This window comes from Paenibacillus vortex V453, assembly GCF_000193415.1.
Classification (GTDB): domain Bacteria; phylum Bacillota; class Bacilli; order Paenibacillales; family Paenibacillaceae; genus Paenibacillus_AQ; species Paenibacillus_AQ glucanolyticus.
This window is the reverse complement of record NZ_ADHJ01000042.1, coordinates 1-19553: the sequence shown is the minus strand read 5'-3', so window position 1 is coordinate 19553 and position 19553 is coordinate 1. Positions and strand designations below refer to the sequence as shown.

The 19553-nt window shown below is 49.8% G+C and carries 16 protein-coding genes and 1 pseudogene; 15 read left to right on the top strand and 2 right to left on the bottom strand.

Going from position 1 to position 19553, the window contains the following annotated elements:
- The first annotated feature begins 61 nt into the window (after positions 1 to 61).
- From PVOR_RS22800 to PVOR_RS22785, 4 genes are all read left to right on the top strand, one after another.
- Complete coding sequence (locus PVOR_RS22800) at positions 62 to 1048, top strand: TRAP transporter substrate-binding protein (protein WP_006211867.1); 987 nt, start codon at positions 62 to 64, stop codon at positions 1046 to 1048.
- 29 nt (positions 1049 to 1077) lie between these two features.
- Positions 1078 to 1578, top strand: coding sequence for a TRAP transporter small permease (locus PVOR_RS22795; protein WP_006211866.1), 501 nt, complete (start codon positions 1078 to 1080; stop codon positions 1576 to 1578).
- Positions 1578 to 2858: a TRAP transporter large permease gene (locus PVOR_RS22790; protein ID WP_006211865.1), complete on the top strand. Its 1281-nt coding sequence runs from the start codon at positions 1578 to 1580 to the stop codon at positions 2856 to 2858. Before PVOR_RS22795 ends, PVOR_RS22790 begins: the two co-directional genes overlap by 1 nt.
- Positions 2859 to 2962: 104 nt before the next feature.
- Positions 2963 to 3622, top strand: a complete 660-nt coding sequence (locus tag PVOR_RS22785) for a class II aldolase/adducin family protein (protein WP_006211864.1) — start codon at positions 2963 to 2965, stop codon at positions 3620 to 3622.
- A gap of 237 nt (positions 3623 to 3859) precedes the next feature.
- On the opposite strand, the gene PVOR_RS32305 is transcribed toward PVOR_RS22785, so the two are convergent.
- Positions 3860 to 4048, bottom strand: a complete 189-nt coding sequence (locus tag PVOR_RS32305) for an HXXEE domain-containing protein (RefSeq protein ID WP_006211863.1) — start codon at positions 4046 to 4048, stop codon at positions 3860 to 3862.
- Between the two features lie 304 nt (positions 4049 to 4352).
- Between PVOR_RS32305 and PVOR_RS22775 the strand changes: the two genes are divergently transcribed.
- From PVOR_RS22775 to PVOR_RS22760, 4 genes are all read left to right on the top strand, one after another.
- Complete coding sequence (locus PVOR_RS22775) at positions 4353 to 5279, top strand: carbohydrate ABC transporter permease (protein WP_006211862.1); 927 nt, start codon at positions 4353 to 4355, stop codon at positions 5277 to 5279.
- Positions 5276 to 6100 (top strand): carbohydrate ABC transporter permease, encoded by an 825-nt coding sequence (locus PVOR_RS22770; RefSeq protein WP_006211861.1) that lies wholly within the window; start codon positions 5276 to 5278, stop codon positions 6098 to 6100. The genes PVOR_RS22775 and PVOR_RS22770 overlap by 4 nt, the downstream gene beginning before the upstream one ends.
- A gap of 76 nt (positions 6101 to 6176) precedes the next feature.
- The gene (locus PVOR_RS22765; protein WP_006211860.1) at positions 6177 to 7538 is read left to right on the top strand and encodes an ABC transporter substrate-binding protein; all 1362 of its coding nucleotides are present in this window, start codon (positions 6177 to 6179) and stop codon (positions 7536 to 7538) included.
- A 126-nt stretch (positions 7539 to 7664) separates the two neighbouring features.
- On the top strand, positions 7665 to 8558 hold the full coding sequence (locus tag PVOR_RS22760) for a DUF4097 family beta strand repeat-containing protein (RefSeq protein WP_006211859.1): 894 nt from the start codon (positions 7665 to 7667) through the stop codon (positions 8556 to 8558).
- Positions 8559 to 8683: 125 nt separating this feature from the next.
- On the opposite strand, the gene PVOR_RS22755 is transcribed toward PVOR_RS22760, so the two are convergent.
- Positions 8684 to 9385, bottom strand: coding sequence for a MerR family transcriptional regulator (locus PVOR_RS22755; RefSeq protein ID WP_006211858.1), 702 nt, complete (start codon positions 9383 to 9385; stop codon positions 8684 to 8686).
- A gap of 303 nt (positions 9386 to 9688) precedes the next feature.
- On the opposite strand from PVOR_RS22755, the gene uvrA reads away from it, so the two are divergent.
- The 7 genes and pseudogenes from uvrA (at position 9689) to PVOR_RS22720 (ending at position 19087) form a co-directional block, all read left to right on the top strand.
- Complete coding sequence (gene uvrA / locus PVOR_RS22750) at positions 9689 to 12190, top strand: excinuclease ABC subunit UvrA (protein WP_006211857.1); 2502 nt, start codon at positions 9689 to 9691, stop codon at positions 12188 to 12190.
- Between the two features lie 30 nt (positions 12191 to 12220).
- Positions 12221 to 13989: pseudogene (locus PVOR_RS22745) on the top strand (ABC transporter ATP-binding protein).
- A 164-nt stretch (positions 13990 to 14153) separates the two neighbouring features.
- Positions 14154 to 14543, top strand: coding sequence for a tautomerase family protein (locus PVOR_RS22740; protein WP_006211853.1), 390 nt, complete (start codon positions 14154 to 14156; stop codon positions 14541 to 14543).
- A gap of 487 nt (positions 14544 to 15030) precedes the next feature.
- Positions 15031 to 15933: a LysR family transcriptional regulator gene (locus tag PVOR_RS22735; RefSeq protein ID WP_006211852.1), complete on the top strand. Its 903-nt coding sequence runs from the start codon at positions 15031 to 15033 to the stop codon at positions 15931 to 15933.
- A 373-nt stretch (positions 15934 to 16306) separates the two neighbouring features.
- Entirely contained in the window at positions 16307 to 17497 is a 1191-nt protein-coding gene (locus tag PVOR_RS22730) for a glycine C-acetyltransferase (protein WP_006211851.1), read from the top strand.
- Between the two features lie 18 nt (positions 17498 to 17515).
- Positions 17516 to 18484, top strand: coding sequence for an NAD-dependent epimerase/dehydratase family protein (locus PVOR_RS22725; RefSeq protein ID WP_006211850.1), 969 nt, complete (start codon positions 17516 to 17518; stop codon positions 18482 to 18484).
- Positions 18485 to 18517: 33 nt separating this feature from the next.
- Complete coding sequence (locus PVOR_RS22720; RefSeq protein WP_006211849.1) at positions 18518 to 19087, top strand: helix-turn-helix domain-containing protein; 570 nt, start codon at positions 18518 to 18520, stop codon at positions 19085 to 19087.
- The last annotated feature ends 466 nt before the right edge of the window (positions 19088 to 19553 follow it).

The following is a 19553-nucleotide window of genomic DNA, read 5'->3' as shown; positions in this document are numbered from 1 at the left end:
CGGCTTCTGCTTCTAGGGACGGAAGCCGCAGGAACTTCATATCAGATTGGGGGAACGGCAAATGTGGAAAAGAATCACAGTTGTCATGGTGGTTGCACTGCTCATTGTAAGCGCTTTATTTATAACCAAGCCCAATACGAGCGATGGTCCGATCAAGCTGAGACTCGGCCATATTACGGGCGAATCCGATCCATGGCATCTCGGTGCGCTTAAATTTGCGGAACTGGTCAAGGAGAAAACGAACGGAGAGATTGAGGTCGAAGTTTATGCCAGCTCCATGCTTGGGAATGACCGAGACCTGATCGAAGGCATGCAGATAGGGTCGGTGGATTTTGCACTGCCGGCCGGCGTATTATCCAATTTCTATAGTCCTTATGCAATTCTGGAGCTGCCATATTTGTTCCGCGACAAGCAGCATCTGGAGAATGTGCTCTATGGCGATGTCGGAGACGAACTGAAGCAGAGCTTGCTTGATAATGCCGAGGTCCGTGGCTTGGAGTTCTGGATGAGAACCCCGCGCGAGTTGACCGCGAACAAGAAAATTGAAACGCCAAGCGATCTGCGCGGTTTGAAAATCCGCGTGCCCGAGATTCCGGCTTCCATTGCAGCTTGGGAAGCGATGGGCGCTACGCCGACGCCAATGGCCTTCGGAGAAGTGTACTCCTCGCTTCAAACCGGAGTCATCGATGCACAGGAGAATCCGGTTGCTTTTACGGCAAGCTCCAAAATTCAGGAAGTCCAGAAATATATGATGATGACGGATCATGTATACGGCTACGTGATGCTTGCTATGAGTGAAGTGACGTACCAACGCTTGAATGAGTTCCAGCGGCAAGCGGTTGAAGAGGCTGCCAAGGAAGCCACCGAATATGAGAATCAGTTGGTGTTTGAACAGGAAGAGCAGATCATCAATCAACTGAAGGAGTTTGGAACCGAGTTCGTTGAGGTTGAAAAAGGCCCATTCGAGGCCGCTGCCAAATCCGTGCATGAACGCTTTGCCAACATGTACGGAAGAGAGCTTTACGACAAAATTATTAATACGCCATAACCATTTTTTCTCAATAGGGGGGATAAGCCATGCGGCAGACATTAAAAGCGATCGACGCGCTCAACAAACTCGTGGGCATCGCAGTGGCCATGATCCTGGGTGTAATGTCCATCCTGATTATCATGCAGATTATTTACCGGATTATCGGTTATCCACTTCACTGGTCCGAGGAACTTGCGAGATATTTGATGGTTTACCTCGTATTCCTGGGTTCCTCGCTTGCACTGCGGCATCACCGTTTGGTTGCGATCGAGCTGCTGCCGGAGCTGGTGAGTGAAGTAAACAAGAAGGTTATCCGCATTACCGTGATGGTGATATGCATTGTGTTCTTTGTTCTTTTGCTGGTCCAGGGCATTGATATTCTGAATCGGGTATCCGTGCAGTCGTCGGCAGCCATGGGACTCAGCATGTCGATCCCTTATGCGGCGATTCCTGTCGGGGCGATGCTGCTCATTATCAATGCGGTAGCGGTCATTCTGGAAACGATTGTTTCCGAGAAACTACCGCCAGCGAAGGAGGAAGGATTATAATGCCTATCATACTATTCGGATGTCTGATCCTTTTCTTCGCTATCAGCGTACCGATAGCCGTCTCAATGGGAATGGCTTCGGCGGTGGCGATCTGGTGGGAAGGCGGCACGCCGCTGCTTGTTCTGGTTCAGCGTTCATTCACGTCAACGGATTCATTCCCCTTAATGGCGATTCCATTCTTCGTATTTGCAGGGACATTAATGGAATTTGGCGGAATTTCAAGAAGGCTCGTGAATCTGGCCAATGCACTGACAGGTCATTTACCCGGCGGACTTGGACTTGTAACGATTGTAACGTCGATGTTCTTTGCTGCGATATCAGGCTCTTCCGCTGCTGCAACGGCAGCACTTGGCAGCATTCTGATTCCTGCGATGATCTCCCGAGGATATCATAAGAACTTCACGGGCGCCCTTCAGGCAACATCGGGTGAGCTGGGGGTTATCATTCCGCCAAGTATTCCATTGATTCTATATGGGGTAGCGGCGGAGACTTCAATCGGTGATCTGTTTATGGCGGGACTTATTCCGGGACTGATGATTGGATTGTCGCTGATGATAGCCGTTTACATGATTGCTAAGCGCAAAGGCTACGCACGGGAAAAAAGAAAGACGCGCGCAGAGGTATGGCAGGCTTTCAAGGAGTCGTTCTGGGCAGTTCTTATGCCAATCATTATCCTTGGCGGAATCTATGGCGGTATCTTCACGCCAACGGAGGCCGCGGGCGTTGCTGTAGCCTATGCCTTCATCGTTGGCGTATTCGTTTACAAAGAGATTAAATTCTCCAAGCTGATTAACATTCTGACGCAATCTACGATTACGACCTCTGTCATTATGTTCATCATTGCAAGCGCCGGATTGTTCAGCTGGATTATGACGCGCGAAGGAATTCCACAGGCAGTTGCTGGCTTCTTCGTGAACATATCCGATAATCCAATCGTATTCCTGCTGTTGGTTAACGTATTCCTGCTCATCGTAGGAATGTTCATGGAGTCCAATGCATCGATTATTATTTTAGCGCCGCTGCTGGCTCCAGTAGCTGCCGAGTTCGGTATTGATCCAACCCATTTTGGGATTATCATGATCGTCAACCTGGCGATTGGGATGTGTACGCCGCCGCTTGGCATCAACCTGTTTATATCCGCGCAGATTGCAAAAATCCGGCTGGATCAGATCAGCAAAGGCATGGTGCCGTTCTATATTGTGCTGATTATAGACTTACTGTTGATTACGTTTCTTCCGCAATTGTCGATGTTCCTGCCAAACTTGTTGGGCGGTAAATAAGGGACTCACGAAGTCAACGTGTAGAAGTCAACGTGTAGAAGTCAACGTGTACTAGTAAGGGAATCTCAAGTGAAAAATATAAACTGATTCAGGAGGTCGATCTCATGGCTAACGTGGAGACGATTAGAAAAGAACTGCAGCATACCGGTAAATATATGATGCAATACGATCTGGCTTGGGGAAATGCAGGCAACATCTCTGCCAGGAGCGAAGGTGATCGTTACGTGGTCACGGCCAGCGGTACCTTCCTCGGAGAACTGGAGGAGGCGGACTTGATCGAATGCGATCTGTCCGGGAATGTGTATGGAGCCAAGGGACGTAAACCGTCCAAAGAAACCCCCATGCATCGAGCGATTTACGAAAGTCGTCCGGAGATCGGAGCCGTGCTCCATGCTTCCCCGTTCTATACGACGCTTATTGCGTGTTCAGATCTGGAAATTCCTTCGAACATGTTCGTTGAGACGATGTATTACCTGGAGCGAATAGAACGAGTGCCGTATTGCCATCCAGGAAGTGATGCGCTGGGTGAAGGCGTCCGGAAAAAGGCCAAGCTTGCCAATGTGCTGCTGCTTGAGAACCATGGCGTGGTTGTTTATGATACCACCATCCGCGAAGCCCGGATGGCACTGCAGACGCTGGAGGTTGCCAGCCGTATGTTGATTACTTCGATGAGCGCGAAGGTGGGCATCCAGGGACTTGGCCCGGAGACGGAGCTGGAATTCCTGGAGAAAGCCGGATACAAGCCTAGACGTAACTGGAGCTAAACACAGAGCTTTGGATAACATGATGAATAAGTAATGTAATGCTGCCGGATGATGAGATCCGGCGGCATTTTTTTTAAAAAAACACCAGTAGGCATCAACTTCGAACGTTTAACAATCTCTGCGAATGGGCGCAATCTGCTTCCGGAAGCGTTAGACCAAACCATACCAAACAAAGTACGACGGGTAAGGAAATCATAGTTCCAATTGGGAGTGCAGCAGGTTCAACGAAATCTTCGTTCAGGAAGCGATAAAGGTATAAATGCCATATGGGATTTCCAGAAGCGCTGCCGTAATGACACCGGGCGTATACGCTTTAAGCGCGATAGAAGCTCCTACCTGCTTCACTCCGTCCAGCAGGAATACTGCAACAAAGCCGGTAAACAGGGCATTTAGGCCGCTGTCGGGTTCAAAGTGCAAGGCAGTCACGAAGGTAATACTGGTGAGTCAGAGCCGATCAGAAGTACAGCCCATGTAAATTGCAGGGTGATGTTCTTGTCCCACCGAAAATTACAATACATGGGATTATATGCATATGTGAATATTCGTTGACAATATTTGAGAGCCGATTGTAATATAGGAGCAGCTACATATGTGATGGAGAACAGGAGAATCACATCATTGCTTGTCTGTTTAGGCATGCAGTTTTGTGATTTTTTTGTTCTCTTTTTTTGCGGAATTTTGCTTTCCATTTCGGTTTGAGGGGAATATCCCAAAGAAAGGGGAATGGCAATTGCCTAATTATGAAAGCGTTTTAAATGACAGAAAATCTAAGGAGGTAAGAAAAAGAGTTTGGAAAGAGCAAGCTTTAGCCTATGGATTTTTGGCACCCTCCGTCATCGTATTTATGATGTTTCTGTTCTATCCGATGTTGAAATCAGTTTATCTTAGCATGACCATTACCGATCCCCGAGGTCAAGTGGTCGAATTTGTGTGGCTGGAGAACTTTATCCGGCTCTTATCGACAGGACAATTTTATAAAAATTTGGGTGTCACCTTGATGTTTATACTGTTCACGGTCCCTACCTCCTTAATCTGGTCGCTATTCCTGGCTGCCATTACCCACAACAAGCTGCGCGGCATGAAGGTGTTTCAGTTTATCTTCTCCTTGCCCATCGTGATTTCGGTCGGAACCGGCTCGATCATTTGGTTTCTGTTGTTCCATCCCACGGCAGGGATGCTGAATTATTTTCTAAGTCTCGTTCATGTCGGGCCGATTCCCTGGTTAACCGATCCTTCGTGGGCGCTTATCTCCATTTCCATCATGACCATCTGGATGAACATGGGATTCCTGTATATTCTGCTGTCAAGCGGATTACAAGGGGTGCCGGAAGAGATTTACGAAAGCGCTAGAATGGACGGCTCCGGGCCGATTCGGACATTTCTGCAAATTGTGCTGCCACTGCTGTCACCGACCATCTTCTTCGCCTTGATCGTTTCGGTTATCAGTGCATTTCAGGCGTTTGGGCAAATTCACATTTTGACGAAGGGCGGTCCGATCAATTCCACCAATGTGATGGTTTACTCCATCTATCAGGATGCGTTCGTTAATTTCCGATTTGGCATTGGCAGCGCGCAGGCTTTGATTCTGTTTGCGATTATTCTGCTCTTGACTCTGCTGCAGTTCAAAGTACTGGAGAAGAAGGTGCATTATCAATGATCCTGCGAAGAGCTGCGTCCGCATTCACGTATCTGCTGCTTTTGCTCTTGTCTTTGGTCGTGTTGTATCCGCTTATCTTTACCGTGTTCTCTTCCTTTATGACGGAGAAGGAGGTAGCTAATTTTCCGCCGCCGTTGTTCCCGTCGAGCTTCTACCTGGGCAATTTCGCGGAAGCCATTTCAGGGTTTCCCATCGTCCGCTTTATTCTGAACAGCTTTATTGTTTCTACCGCTATCATGCTCTGTCAAGTTATTACTTCGAGTCTGGCGGCTTACGCATTCGCATTTTTGAATTTTAAGGGGAAGGCCGTGCTGTTCGGACTCTTCCTGTCCACGATGATGATTCCATGGGAAGTGACGATTATTCCTAACTATCTGACAATTAAGGATTGGGGATGGATGGACAGCTACCAAGGGTTGATCGTACCTTTCATGGCGGGTGCTTTTGGGGTGTTTCTGCTCCGTCAGTTCTTCCTGCAGCTTCCGCGCGAGCTGTTTGACGCGGCCAAGATCGACGGATGCGGTCATATTCGTTGTTATTTCTCCATGGTGCTCCCGTTGTCCCGGTCGTCCATTGCCACGCTGGCAGTGTATACATTCCTTACCCATTGGAATCACTTCCTGTGGCCGCTGCTCATTACGAACAAGGCATCGATGCGCACGGTACAGATCGGGGTCGCCATGCTCCAGCATGCCGAAGTGATGTCATGGAATCTGATTTTGGCGGGCGTGACGATTGTGCTGATCCCGTCGTTTGTGCTGCTCGCTTTTGGAGTAAAACAACTGGTTCGCGGAATTACGGCAGGTGCGTTGAAGGGCTAATGAAGTGGTGCGCTTGCACTTATGCAGGCTTATCATAGGTTGTCATTTTGAATAGAAAAGGGAGGGCATTGGTGTGATGAAGAGAAGAATCAGGATGATTGGTGTGGTGCTGGCTGCGGTCATGGTGCTGCTGAGTGCATGCAACGTTAATATGGGGGAGGAGCCGGCGAAGGGGACGGATACTGGCAGCAAGACAGAAGCTGGCGTGCAAAAGGTTGTGTTCTGGCATGCGATGGGTGGAGCGACAACCAAGGTGGTTGACCAGCTTGTCGCCAACTTTAACGAGTCCCAGGATAAGGTACAGGTTGAAGCGGTGTATCAGGGGACTTATGATGATTTGTTAAGCAAATTAAAGGCGTCGATGGGTACAAACGAGGGGCCGTCCGTTGTGCAGATGTACGAGATTGGCAGCCGTTTTATGATTGATTCCAAACTGATTACCCCCATGCAGGACTTCATTGATGCGGACCAATGGGATGCGGCTCAACTTGAACCGAATATCAGCGGCTATTATACATTCGAGAACAAACTGTACTCGATGCCGTTCAACTCATCCAATCCTATATTGTATTATAACAAGGACTTGTTCAAGGATGCCGGACTAGACCCGGAGAATCCTCCGAAGACGTTTGAAGAGTTGACGATTGCGGCCGAAACGATATCGAAAAAGGGGAAAGCCGTGGGCGCTAATTTCGCGATTTACGGCTGGTTCATGGAGCAGCTATTCGCGAGCCAAGGTGCTGAATACGTGAATCATGGGAATGGCCGTGATGATCTGGCAACGGAATCACTAGTAAACACGGAACCTGGAGTAAAGGTGTTAACCTGGTGGAAGAATTTGATTGATTCGAAGGCTGCCAACAATCTGGGACGCAAGACCGACGATTCCAAAAAGGCTTTCTCGGCGGGCCAAGTTGCCATGATTCTGGATTCGACTGCGGCATTGAAAGGACTGGTTGACAGTGCGGAGGGGAAATTCGAGGTGGGAACGGGGTTCCTTCCCAAGCCTGCAGGCTCGGCTGAAGGAGGAGTAATCGTTGGCGGAGCAAGCTTGTGGATGATGAACAGTCGTCCTGACACAGAGCAAAAGGCCGCATGGGAGTTTATTAAATTTCTGACTTCTCCATCTCAGCAAGCGTACTGGCATATCAATACCGGGTATTTTCCGATCACAACGAAGGCGTATGAGGAGGACAGCGTGAAGGAAAATCTGGAGAAATTCCCGCAGTTCCAAACCGCGATTGATCAGCTGCATCAGACGAAACTGGTCAAGGCGACACAAGGTGCGGTGATGGGGGTTTTTCCGGAAGCGAGGCAGATCGTGGAAGGTGCAATCGAAGAAGTGCTTAACAACAAAAAGTCTCCGCAGCAGGCACTAGATGATGCCGCCAAAGAAATCACGGCTAAAATTCAGGACTATAATCGAACCGTGAAGTAGGTACTTTCAATCATTTGCCCCCGACTAAAGTCCAGGAAGCAACCAGTCCAGGGAAGCGTGTTAAATCCTGCCATCCAGTTATAATGGATTTATACATAAACAGGAATGGACTGGGAGGATCATAACATGAAAAAGCAAAGAACGATGGCGGTTAAAATCGCATCGCTAATGGTTTTTGCCGTGCTGGTCGGGTGTGATGCAGCCAACAACGCAGATGAAGCCGTCATTCAGGAGCTTGATAAATTAGCACAGGTTGGGAACCTTGCAGGAGATTCCGCGGTGGCAATCAGCGATCATGTCAAGCGGGAGGGGAAAGAATTCGAATTGACGGCGGCCCAGGAAATCGGCACAGCCGAGGGATTAGTTGTTGACCATGCCGTGGGCAATATCGAGCTCATCGCAGCATCCGACAGCGAGATCAAAGTAAAAACAACCGTGTGGTTTAACGAAGCTTTCTTTAAGAACGATAACATCCGTACCCAGGTTACAGAGCAGGCGGCCAGCTCCTTTACACTCAAGGACGGCATGCTGGAATTAAGAACCCATCCTAAAGAGGACTCAAGCACGAGTTTGTGGGATTGGTCGCAGAAGCAGTTTGGCGACTCCGGGTTCATGATTGATTATGTGATCGAAGTGCCGGAAGCCCTTCAAGAGGTTCGCATGAATAATGATGTCGGAAAGGTCCTTGTGAACGATTTGAAGGGGGCTTTTGATCTTCGATTAGGGACCGGGGAGATTCAGCTCAACAAAACGGAAATTACGGGGAATTCCAAAATCGTAACCGAAGCCGGCAGCGTCAAGATGTTGCTTGAGGAGATCGATAAGGACAGCACCCTGGCGGTCAACACGTCGGCAGGGAGCATCACGACCACGTTTGCGCCGCAGATGAAGTATACGCTGGATACCCAAACCGAGCTTGGGCAGATTACAGGCGCAAGCCGGGGTCAGAGCGACGTGAACGGTGGCGGAGCTGCGATATCCCTATCGACCTCGGTGGGCTCCATTAAGGTTAATCCATAGAAATCGTGTGCATACGGTCACAGGAATCATAAGGTCATAGAATGCAAGAAACAAACCAGCACGGATGTGTTCCATCCGTGCTGGTTTGTTGTATGTGTACACCACAATATGAAAGGGAACTGGAATTACACTAATTTCAATACTCGGCATAACTGGTATAGGTAGTGTACGCCGCGCATTTGGTTGTGGTTGCGGTAATTCAGATACACCAGCGTGTCCTTCAGTACCCGCCTGGCGTTATGGACATGATGGTGCTCGAGTTCTTGTAATACATCCTTGATGACCTCCAGCGGGTAATTGGCCGAGCGGAGAATACGAATGATCATAATCTGCCGGATCTGAGCATCATCGAATTTCCGGTAACCGTTGTCCTGATCTCGAGGCAGGTTAAGAATGCCTTCCTTCTCCCAGTGGCGGATGGCCGAGGTGGGAACGCCGGTTTCAGCGGCAACATCACCGATCGTCAGCTCTTTTTTCCGGCCACGGGCATCTACAATATCAAGCTGCTCGGTATCCAGAATGCGGATCGTCCGCTCTGCAAGGATTTTATCCTGTTGAAGGCGGGCTTGTACCTCGCTTACGATCCAAAGCGCTTCATCCACTTCTTGTTCCTGCAGTTTGACCATCACTTTCTTAGTAACATCTACACCGAAACCGGGAAACATGGCCCTGATGCATTCAAAATAAGCGGCATGCTCCTCGGTATATACCCGGTATCCGTTCGGGGCACGTTCAGCAGGAGGGACAATTCCCCATTTCTCATAGTGCTTTAGTGCACTTGTGGTAATCCCCAGCTTTTTTGCTATATCAATCGGTCTGATGCCCATAATGGTCCCCCTTGCCTTACGCGGATCTGCCATAATCCTTTTTTCTGGGGGATTGTATCATGAAGTAAGGGTCAAAGAAAAGAAGCCTGATGGGAAAATAACGAAACGAACTATTTATAGCCCATTATCTAGTCCGTGCGATGGTACACGGATAAACCGCCAACAAACATTATACATAAACCTTAAAGTGATGTGACGGATTACGCCTTTGAAAACGGTGATGGATCAACCTTTTTAATTGTGGAATTTTAGACTTGCATCAATGTTGTAAGATGGGTTTGTAAATCGAAGGAGGTTGGAATTATGAATGGAACGATTAAGATTCGCGGTGCGCGGGAGAACAATCTGAAGAATGTCTCGCTTGAAATCCCGAAGTACAAACTGGTTGTCATGACGGGCCCCTCAGGATCGGGTAAGTCCACACTCGCAATGGACACTCTTCAGCGTGAATGCCAGCGGCAGTATATGGAATCCATGGGCATGGTGTCGGACTCGGTCAGCAAGCCGAAGGTGGATTCGATTGAAGGTCTCTCCCCGTCGATCAGCGTGGGTCAGCACATTACGAACCGGAACCCGAGGTCGACCATCGGAACGGTGACGGATATCTACACGCTGCTGCGGATTTTATTTGCCAAGCTTGGTGAGCGTACCTGTCCTTCCTGCGGGGACACGGTCACGCCGAATGTGGAGGGGGAAACGTGTCGAGGTCCGTCGGACGCGGAAGAGATCAGCGACTCCCACGAGACGGTTCATTGTAGGCGATGCGGTCACAGTCTTGATAAGTTAACGATGTCGCATTTTTCCTTTAACAAGCCGGAAGGCGCCTGCGAAACCTGCAGCGGACTCGGCCAAACGGTCAGCCTGAATATGGATGCCGTGTTCAATCAGGAACTGAGTATAAGAGACGGTGCGGTCAAGCCATGGTTCAACGCTTTAGTTGAGTATCACACGAGTACGATGAAAGCAGCCGCGCAACATTATGGCTTCATGTTCGATGATCATTTGCCGCTGCGGGACTATAACGAAGTTCAGCGTGATCTTCTGTATTACGGCGTTGAGAGTGAGCAGTTCATTCGGCATTTTCCGGAAGTGAAGCCGCCGAAGTCCGTAGGGCAAGGCAAATACGAAGGTGTTGTAACCGGAATATGGAGAAGGTACCGGGAGAAGGGGAGCGAATCCGGTGAGGCGGTTCTGTTTCAGGAGCAGCAATGTCCGGATTGTCATGGAACGAAACTGAAAGAAGGCAGCCGCCGGGTCCTTGTTGCCGGGGCGGCTATCCATGAGGTCAATGCCTGGTCGATTGGGGATGCACTCGCTTGGATGGAAGCATTACTCGGAAAGCTATCCTTGGATCAGTTAATGATCGTGGAACCACTCATCTATGATTCCGTAGTGAGACTGAAACGCATTATGGATGTCGGCCTTGGCTATATGTCCATGGATAGACAAGTAGTGACGATGTCGGGCGGAGAAGCCCAGAGGCTTAGACTGGCATCGATTCTGGGATCGGGGCTTACGGGGGTCCTGTATATTTTGGACGAACCGACGACCGGGCTTCATCCCAAAGATACCCGTGGACTCATTCAGGTTCTGAAACAACTGAGGGATCTGGGCAACACGGTGCTTGTGATCGAACATGACGAAGAAGTCATGCGTGCCGCAGATCATATCATCGACATCGGACCGGGTGCGGGAACGATGGGCGGTACGGTGGTGGGTCAGGGAACACTGGAGGAATTAATCCACAGCTCCGACTCCGTTACCGGATCGTATTTCCGCGAGAATGGAATGCTTGCGGCACCGAGCCGGCGCAGGACAGGCAACGGCAGCCTGCTTACGATCGAGGAGGCGCATTTAAGGAATTTGAAGAACATAACCGCATCGTTCCCGCTCGGCTGTCTCATATCGGTGACAGGTGTGTCGGGATCAGGCAAATCCACGCTCTTGTTTGACCTTCTGGCGGAATCCGGAAGCGATCAATCAACTCCAACCGGCTGCAAAGCGATTACGGGCTGGGATTCCGTGGGACAACTCATTACAGTTGACCAATCTCCGGTATCCCGCATGCAGCGCTCCAACATTGCCACTTACACGGATGTGTATACCCATATTAGAAACTGGTATGCCGCTATGACGGAAGCCAAACAAAGCCAGCTGACAGCGAAGCATTTTTCATTCAATACACCAGGCGGCCGATGCGAGACCTGCCAAGGTCTTGGCGTGGTCTCGGTGCATATGCATTTTCTGCCGGAGCTGGAAGTGCGCTGCCCGGATTGCAGAGGGAGGCGCTTCAAGGAAGAGGTTCTGCGCGTGACTTACAACGGTTATACGATCTCCGATATTCTGGATATGACAATTGAAGAGAGCCTGACGCTGCTGGAGGAGCGGCCGAAAATCATGGAGTTGACCAAACTGCTCTGCGATGTCGGACTTGGTTATTTGAAGTGGGGTCAATCGGTTCGAACGTTGTCCGGCGGCGAGGGTCAGCGGATTAAGCTGGCGAAGGAACTGAGCAAGAAGACGAGGAACCACACGCTATATTTGCTGGATGAACCTTCAACCGGCTTGCACCCAGGAGATGTGTTGCAATTGCTGCTTCTGTTGAACCGCTTGGTGGATGCGGGAAACACCGTCATTCTGGTTGAACACAATCTGGACCTGATCTGGAACTCCGACTGGATTCTTGATATTGGTCCTGGCGGGGGAGCCTCCGGCGGATCGGTGGTTGCAGCGGGAACGCCTGAGGAAGTGGCGGCAGTGGAAGCATCGTTTACCGGCCGTTTCATCCAAGAAATCTATATGTGATCATAGCGAAAGAGATAGGAGGGATTCGATATGGAGCAAACCGTAGAAGAAGAGAAAGGCAAGGTAACGAAGACCACGATTCGCTATTTTATCCAACTGCTGCGTTCCGCGGGTATTCCGAAGCTGGTGCTCTTTCTTGCCATTCTGCTAAGTATGGTCGGGGCGGTGACCGGACTGGTCGTCCCGCTCATCACCGGCCAATTGATCGATAATTTTGCAGCGGATTCGTTTAATGTCCGCACGGTCGGATTTCTGGCGATTCTGTTCCTGCTGGAAGCCGTAGCAAGCGGACTCTCGTATTATATGCTTGCCTTTGTCGGAAACCAGACGGTGAACAAGATTCGCAAACGGCTCTGGAGCAAAGTGCTGGCGTTGCCGGTTCCGTTCTTTGACAAGCATCGCTCGGCGGATACGATGAGCCGGGTGGCCAACGATACGAATGAAGTGAAGACGCTGATCACGGATCATCTGATCGCTTTTTGTTCGAATCTGCTGACCGTGATCGGTGCCGTTGCGATCCTGTTTTATCTGGATTGGCGGATGACCCTCATTATCCTCATCGCAGTCCCGGTAGGGTTCGGAATCTTAATGCCCATCGGCGGTAAAATGTACAAAATCTCCATCAGCATGTATGGACAGCTTGCCCAGTTGTCGGCCATGCTGACCCAGGTGATCGGCGAGATCCGACTGGTGAAGGCATCCAATGCCGAGCGGAAGGAGGAGAAAAGCGGCTACGACGACATGGACAGCCTGTACCGCTTCGGTATGAAGGAAGCCAAAATCAACTCGGTCCTGATCCCGTTGATGTCCATGGTCTATGGTCGTGCTGCTGGTCGTTATTATCGGGTACGGCGGCGTTCGCGTCTCTTCCGGTGCGCTCAGCGCAGGTGAACTGGTGTCGTTTATCCTGCTGCTGTTCCAGATCATGTTTCCGTTCAGCCAATTCGCTACGTTCTATTCCCAGCTGCAGAAGGTAATGGCAGCTACCGAGAGATTGCGGCTTATTCTCGAATTCAAGCCGGAAACCGATGATCGAGCCATACGTCTTGCACCGCAAGGGCATCGGAACATTGAATTTAAAAAGGTTGGGTTTGCCTATCATGAAGGGGAGACGATCCTGTCCGACGTCTCGTTCGCGATACCTGCCAAGAAGGTAACCGCCCTGGTTGGGCCGAGCGGCAGCGGAAAAACGACGGTTTTTTCCCTGATTGAACGTTTTTATACGCCTTCCGGCGGGGAGATTTGGTTTGGTTCGGACGAGATTCGCGATTATACGCTGGACTCCTGGCGGCGAAAGCTCGGGTATGTCTCCCAGGACAGCCCGCTGATGACCGGAACGATTCGGGACAATATCGTTTATGGAAGGGAGGAGCCAGTCTCCGAGGAAGAAATAGCTGAGGCGGCAAGACTGGCTTATGCCGAGGGATTTATCGAAGCTTTGCCAAGAGGGTATGACACGGAGGTTGGCGAGAGAGGCATCCAGTTGTCGGGAGGCCAGCGTCAACGGATTGCAATTGCCAGGGCGACTCTTGCGGAAGCCGGATATTCTGCTTCTGGACGAGGCAACGGCAAGTCTGGACAGTGATTCCGAGCATGAAGTGCAGAAGGCCTTGAATAATCTGATGGTGGAGCGCACGACCGTGGTCATCGCCCACCGGTTATCTACCGTTGTTGAGGCCGATCAGATTATCGTCCTTGAGAAGGGTCATATTACGGGGAGCGGTACGCACGAGGAATTAATCGAGAGCCACCCATCCTATGTGGAATGGGCGAAGAAGCAGTTCCAGACCGGTGAATAGAGGTAGTAATAGAAATCGGGGAACAACCGGATTGGGGAGAATGATCCGTATACCGTATTCAACAAATTCACCGATATAAGAAGGGCTTTCGGACAGCCCGAACGAATAGAAATAATAGGTAACATAGCTTGAGCTTAGATGAGAACAGAGGAGATGAGATGAGCGTGACACAGATTAAGATTTATGGCGTCAGGGAGCGCCTGAACCCTGTGAAGGAAGAATTATCGGAAGTGATCCATTCGTGTGTGGTTGAAGCGTTTGGACTTCCCGTTGATAAAAAATTCCATCGCTTTTTCCCCATGAACCGGGAGGATTTCTACTTTCCTGAGGGGAGGACGGATCGTTACACCGTGATCGAGATTAGCATATTTGAAGGCCGGACCGTGGAAGCCAAGAAACAGTTGATTCGACTGTTGTTCGAACGGATTCAGCATGCGCTGCACATCTCTTCCCGGGATGTGGAGATCACGATATTCGAAACGCCGCAGCACAATTGGGGAATCCGTGGCCTTCCCGGCGATGAACTGACATTAGGGTATCAGGTGAATATTTAAGAGTGCAGCTATTTCTGATACGCAAGAATGGAAGACGTGTGAGTGTTTTTAAGACACGGAATAGCATGGAATACATGGATTAAACGGAATAAATGGAAGATAGGTAAGATAAATAAGACAAGTAAGACAAGTAAGACACGATAAGACACGTAAGATACGTAAGGCATAGAAAACACGGAAGACACGGAAGACACATAAGGCATAGAAAACACGGAAGACACGGAAGACACGGAAGACACGGAAGACACTTAAAGGTCAGTCAATACGGCTGTCCTTTTTTTGTGTACAGTTCTATGTTAATTGGGAGACAGGAGCAGCTTGAAATTTGAGTAATCTGATCTTGGCTTGTCCCTAATGGGCTTGTATAAGGTGAGCGATTCAGGTAATGAATCAGATTCCTTCATGCTGTAGACTGTATAATAGAGATATAGAAACATGAACGACCAGCTTCATAGAGAAGCATGAAGTTTTGATGAGGGGGATCACATTGACCTTACAACAATTAAAATATGCCATCGAGGTAGCCAACCGTGGTTCCATGAATGAGGCGGCCAAACGATTATTTATTTCCCAGCCCAGCCTGTCCAATGCGATAAAGGATCTGGAAGAGGAACTGCGCATCACGATCTTCGAGCGAACCAATAAAGGCATCTCACTGTCCAAAGAGGGAGCCGAGTTTCTGAGTTATGCACGGCAAGTAGTAGAACAGGCGGAGCTTCTGGAAGGGCGTTACCTGAACGCCAAGCCGTCCCCGCAGCATTTTTCCGTATCGACCCAGCACTATGCATTCGCGGTGAACGCCTTTGTAAACCTCGTTCAGGAATACGGTCAGGATGAATACGAATTGGCTCTGCGGGAGACGAAGACCTACGAAATCATTCAGGACGTCAAAACGCTGCGCAGTGAAATCGGCATTCTCTATCTCAATGAATTCAACGCGAAGGTAATCAATAAGCTGCTGAAGGACGCGGGCTTGCAGTTCACCAGCTTGTTTACCGCGAAGCCGCATATTTTTATAAGCATCAACAATCCGCTCGCCAAGCAGTCCATCGTCACGATTGATGCGTTGCAGAATTATCCGTATCTGTCCTTCGAGCAGGGGGAGTATAATTCATTTCATTTCTCCGAGGAGATCCTCAGCACACTGTCGCACAAAAAGAGCATCCGGGTCAATGACCGCGCGACGCTGTTCAATCTGCTGATCGGGCTGAACGGTTATACCATCTCCACCGGGGTGCTAAGTGCAGACCTGAACGGGAATGAGATTATTCCGGTTCCGCTCGATTGTGATGAGACGATCAAGGTGGGCTGGATCAGCCATAAAAATGCATCGCTGTCCAAGCTGGCAACAGCTTATGTGGAGGCGCTCCATCAAGCGATAACAACTTGATTTTGTACGATATAGCTTCTTACTATAACTGGCTATAGTTTATTGGATTTACTATAGAGCAGCATCCATATGGTATACCTATCTTAACAGAGAGATTATTTTCGGGTGAGGTAGAGAAACCATAGAGGCAGAAAAAACTGAGTTTTAATTAAAGAAATAGCAGACCAGATCTGAAAATCGTAATGACTTATTGCCCCTTCAAGTTAATCATAGGCAGATGTTTTCCTATGAATGCTGAAGGGATTTTTTTTACCGAAAAATCTAATATAGCATATTTATGTGCGGGATATTGCATAGGTGTGACTTTTTGCATACAATGGAATGGTAAATGTTATGTACGTTTCAGAACTTCGGATCCACGGGAGGAATTTATATGGCCAGCAACTCGTTAAGCGCTTTCTTACAGGATAATCTAACAGAACTCAAGCAGCAAGGACTTTATAATACCATCCAGCCTCTTGAAAGTCCGAATGGTCCGATTATTACTATTCAGGGCCGTGAATTTGTGAATTTATCTTCCAATAACTATCTTGGTCTAGCAAATGATGAGCGACTGAAGGAAGCTGCAATTCAGGCAACAACCGATTTCGGAACCGGAAGCGGGGCAGTTCGCTCCATCAACGGAACGCTTGCGCTTCATATTGAACTTGAAGAGAAGCTTGCTCAATTCAAAGGAACGGAAGCGGTGCTTACGTATCAATCCGGTTTCAATTGTAATATGGCGGCGATCTCAGCGGTGATGGGAGCAGGAGATGCTATCCTGTCGGATGAATTGAACCATGCCTCCATCATTGACGGCTGTCGCTTGACCAAGGCGAAGGTGATTCGTTTTAACCACTCGGATATGGAAGATTTGCGTTCAAAAGCAAAAGAAGCGAGAGAGTCCGGGTTATACAGCAAAATTATGGTTATTACGGATGGTGTATTCTCGATGGATGGCGACATTGCAAAGCTTCCTGAAATCGTGGAAATCGCCGAAAGCTATGATCTGATCACTTATGTGGATGATGCGCACGGCTCGGGCGTTCTTGGCGGCGGTGCAGGTACAGTGAAGCATTTTGGGTTGTCGGATAGAGTGGATTTTCAGATTGGAACCTTGTCCAAGGCAGTTGGTGTTGTCGGAGGGTATGTTGCAGGATCCCGTGATTTGGTGGATTGGCTCAAGGTCCGCAGTCGGCCGTTCCTGTTCTCAACAGCGCTGCCCCCAGGCAGCATAGCGGCCTGCATTACGGCCATCGACATCCTGCAGAACAGCAAAGAGCTTCAAATGAAGCTTTGGGAGAATACCCGGTATCTGCAAGAAGGACTCAAGAATCTTGGCTACTCTGTCGGACGGACGGAAACCCCGATTACACCGTGCATCATTGGAGATGAAGCAACGACACAGAAATTCAGCACAAGATTGTACGAAGAAGGCGTGTATGCCAAAGCGATTGTATTCCCGACGGTGCCAAAGGGCACGGGAAGAGTTCGCAACATGCCGACCGCTATCCATACACAGGAGATGCTGGACCGTGCACTTTCGGCATATGAAACCATCGGACGCGAACTGGGTCTGATCTAACTTAAGGGGGCACGAACAATGAAACGAATTATGGTAACGGGTGCACTCGGTCAGATTGGTTCAGACCTGGTAGCAACATTGCGGCAGATTTACGGCGAAGAGGCGGTTCTTGCAACAGACATACGACAGATCCAGCATGAAACGGTACAGTCAGGACCGTTCCGAATACTGGATGTGACCGATCATCATGCATTTCACGAGGCGGCTCAAGCGCATCGGGCCGATACGATCATTCATCTCGCAGCCCTGTTGTCGGCTAAAGCTGAATCCAATCCGGCGCTTGCCTGGAACTTGAACATGGGCGGACTGTTAAGTGCCCTGGAGACGGCTCGCGCATTATCCTGCCAATTCTTTACGCCTAGCTCTATCGCGGCATTCGGGGCAGATACCCCAAAAAGCGCAACACCGCAAGACACCCTGCAGCGTCCGCACACGATGTATGGAGTCAGCAAGGTGTCAGGTGAACTACTGTGTGACTACTATTATCACAAATATGGAGTGGACACCCGGGGGTTGCGTTTTCCGGGACTGATCTCCCACTCCGCGCCTCCGGGAGGAGGTACCACGGATTATGCGGTTGAGATGTTTGGTGCCGCCATCCATAAAGGCAGCTATATCTCCTACATTAATCAAGGGACGTACCTTGATATGATGTATATGCCGGATGCGATTCGGGCTGTCATTGCATTAATGGAGGCCGATCCAGCAAAATTAAAGCACCGCAATGCCTTCAACGTAACGGCGATGAGTGTCGATCCTGAATGTATTGCGGCCAGCATCCGCCGTCATATACCGAATTTTAGCCTTGGCTATGAGGTGGATCCTGTCCGCCAAGCGATTGCAAACGAGTGGCCGGATTCAATCGATGCAACTGCAGCACGCGAAGAATGGGGTTTTGATGTACAATATGATTTGAACCATATGACCGATGATATGGTGTCAAAGCTTATGGAGAAGTCGCAGGCTGATCAGAGCAAGATCAGTTAACGGCTTAGCATCAGAAGGAGGATATTGTTACACTTGGAACCCATTCATAAAAAGGTAGGGAGAAATCTGCAAGCCATTCGTAAATCCCGAGGCCTCAGCCTCGATAACGTAGCCGAGTTAACCGGCGTAAGCAAAGCCATGCTGGGACAGATCGAGCGCGGTGATTCCAACCCGACGATCTCCGTGCTGTGGCGCATCGTTAGCGGTCTTGGCATTTCATTCACCACACTCATTGAAGAGACGGAAACCGAGGTGACCGTGGTATCTCCGGATGACCTGGAGCCTTTTCACGAGGCAGAGGGCGCGTACCGGGTGTACCCGCTGTTCTCTTACAACCTGCGCACTAAATTCGAGTCGTATATGGTTATGATGGATCCGGGCTGCGACCATGGATCTGAAGCACATAATGAAGGCGTGGAGGAGTATATTTTTGTCCACCAGGGAGAGTTGGAACTCTGGCGCGAAGACGAGAGCTATACCGTTCCTGCCGGAAGTTCCGTTCACTTCTCTGCCAACCGGCCGCATCGTTACGTCAATCCAGGCAAAGAGACAACGAAGTTCTACACCATTATTTTCTACGCGGACGCCGCAGCCCGGGGGTGATCACCACGTGCTGCTTGGGGTAGCCGTTCCTTCGGGGGCGGTGAATGACCAAGCGGACCTGCAGGGTGCTGTTCAACCTTTTGGTGGCTCAACTGGTAGGCGAGTATCCGGGCATGTTGCTGGGTCAGGATAGTGGACGAGTGTCCGGGTAGCGTGATGGGTCAGAAGGTAGGCAATTGTCCGAGCAGTGCGCGGGGGTAGCAGGTAATCGGATGACTCCAGCAGTTTAACGGACCCAGGACACCCTATTTCCTGGAAAAAGAGGTTTCGGCGGATCTAATGGACACGAGAGCCGTTATTCTCTAAAACAGACGTCATTTTGGCCGTTTTCAAGCTGAATTGCGACTGTGGAGTCCGTTAGAAAGTCGGATGGGCATAAATCGGGTGAATAACGTACCTGAGGTCCGTTAAGCCTCGGTGGTATGTTCATCCACCAGCGTCAAGGTGACTACCGTGGCAGCAGCGG